The 1,818-nt window shown below is 77.0% G+C and carries 2 protein-coding genes; both read left to right on the top strand.

Annotated features, from left to right (window positions below; all coding sequences use genetic code 11):
- On the top strand, nt 1–709 hold a 709-nt coding region (gene ssd, locus G5C51_RS41750; RefSeq protein ID WP_338118510.1), incomplete at its 5' end, for a septum site-determining protein Ssd.
- Nucleotides 706–1,818, top strand: a 1,113-nt coding sequence (locus G5C51_RS41745; RefSeq protein ID WP_206314886.1) for a TadA family conjugal transfer-associated ATPase, incomplete at its 3' end; no start/stop codon positions are given. The genes ssd and G5C51_RS41745, both read left to right, overlap by 4 nt.

Raw genomic sequence — 1,818 nt, 5'->3', positions numbered from 1 at the left:
GGGTTGCGGCGGGGCCGGGGCGTCCACGCTGGCGTGCGCCCTGGCGGTGACCGCGGCGCGAACGGGGCGGCGGACCATGCTGGTTGACGGCGATCCGCTCGGTGGCGGCATCGATGTGCTGCTGGGCGGGGAGCGGGCCGGTGGGCTGCGCTGGCCGGCCTTCGCCGAGTCGCGGGGGCGGATCGGCGGCGAGGCGCTGGAGGAGGCGCTGCCCGAGCTGCATGAGCTGCGGGTGCTGAGCTGGGACCGGGGCGACGCGGTCGCCGTGCAGCCCGCCGCGATGCGGTCGGTGCTGGCGGCGGCGCGGCGCCGGGGCGGCGTGGTGGTCGTCGATCTGCCGCGCCGGGTGGACGAGACGGTGGTGGAGGCGCTCGCCCAACTGGACGTAGGGCTGCTGGTGGTGCCGGCCCAGCTGCGTGCTGTCGCCGCCGCGCGGCGGGTGGCAGGGGCGGTGGGCATGGTGCTGGGCGACCTGCGGGTGGTGGTGCGCGGGCCCGGGGTGTCCGGTCTTGCGGACGAGGAGATCGCCGGGCTGCTGGGGCTGCCGCTTGCCGGTGAACTCCTGGCGGAGCCAGGCCTGTTGCAGGAGCAGGACGCCGGGGTGCCGCCGGGCGGCAGGGCCGCGGGGCCGCTGGCGCGGTTCTGCGACGCCTTCTGGGCGCGGGCGCTGCCGCCGGCGGCAGCGGGCGGCGGGGGTGTGGCGGCATGAAGGGCCCGGAGCTGCTGGACGCGGTGCGGCTGCGGCTGGCCGAGAGCGGCGCGGAGCCGACTCCGGCGCGGGTGGCGGCGGCGCTGCGCGAGGAGGGGCGGCTGCTCGGCGACGCCGAAGTGCTGGGCGTCGTGGGCGCGTTGCGCTCGGAGATGGTGGGCACAGGGCCGCTGGAGCCGCTGCTGGCGCAGCCGGAGGTCACGGACGTCTTGGTGACCGGCCCTGACGAGGTGTGGGTGGACCGCGGCTGCGGCGTCGAACGTACCGATGTCCGCTTCCAGGACGCGGCCGCGGTCCGCCGTCTGGCGCAGCGGCTCGCCGCGGTGGCCGGTCGGCGGCTGGACGACGCCCGGCCCTGGGTGGACGCACGGCTCCCGGACGGCACCCGGCTGCATGCCGTACTGCCACCGGTCGCGGTCCGCTCGGCGTGCCTGTCGCTACGGGTGGTGCGGCCGCGGGCGTTCAGCCTCGCCGAGCTGGCCGCGGCGGGCACGGTGCCGCCCGGTGGCGAGACGCTGCTGCGGCGGCTGGTGGCGGCCCGGCTGTCCTTCCTGATCAGCGGCGGTACGGGCACGGGGAAGACCACGCTGCTGAGCGCCCTGCTGAGCCTGGTCCCCGCCGACGAACGCATCGTCCTCGCCGAGGAGTCGGCGGAGCTGCGCCCCGCCCACCCGCATGTGGTCGGCCTGGAGGCCCGCCCGGCGAACCAGGAGGGCGTCGGTCTGGTCACCCTGCAGGACCTGGTCCGGCAGGCGCTGCGGATGCGGCCGGACCGCCTGGTGGTGGGCGAGGTGCGCGGGCCTGAGGTGCTGGATCTGCTGGCTGCTCTTAATACGGGCCATGAAGGCGGCTGCGGCACGGTCCACGCCAACGCCGCGGCGGATGTTCCGGCGCGGCTGGAGGCCTTGGGGGCGGTGGCGGGGCTGGATCGGGCTGCTTTGCACAGCCAGTTGGCGGCTGCGTTGGCCGTGGTGCTGCATCTCGTACGGGATCGGGCCGGGCGGCGGCGGATCGCGGAGGTGCGGGTGCTGGACCGGACCGAGGGCGGGCTGGTGACGACGGTGCCTGCTGCGGTGTGGGGGCGTGCGGGCTGGGAGCCGGCGGTCGGG

It is taken from the genome of Streptomyces coryli, assembly GCF_011044975.1.
Classification (GTDB): Bacteria; Actinomycetota; Actinomycetes; order Streptomycetales; family Streptomycetaceae; genus Streptomyces; species Streptomyces coryli.
The sequence above is the reverse complement of the archived record's forward strand: the minus strand, read 5'-3'. Positions and strand labels throughout refer to the sequence as shown.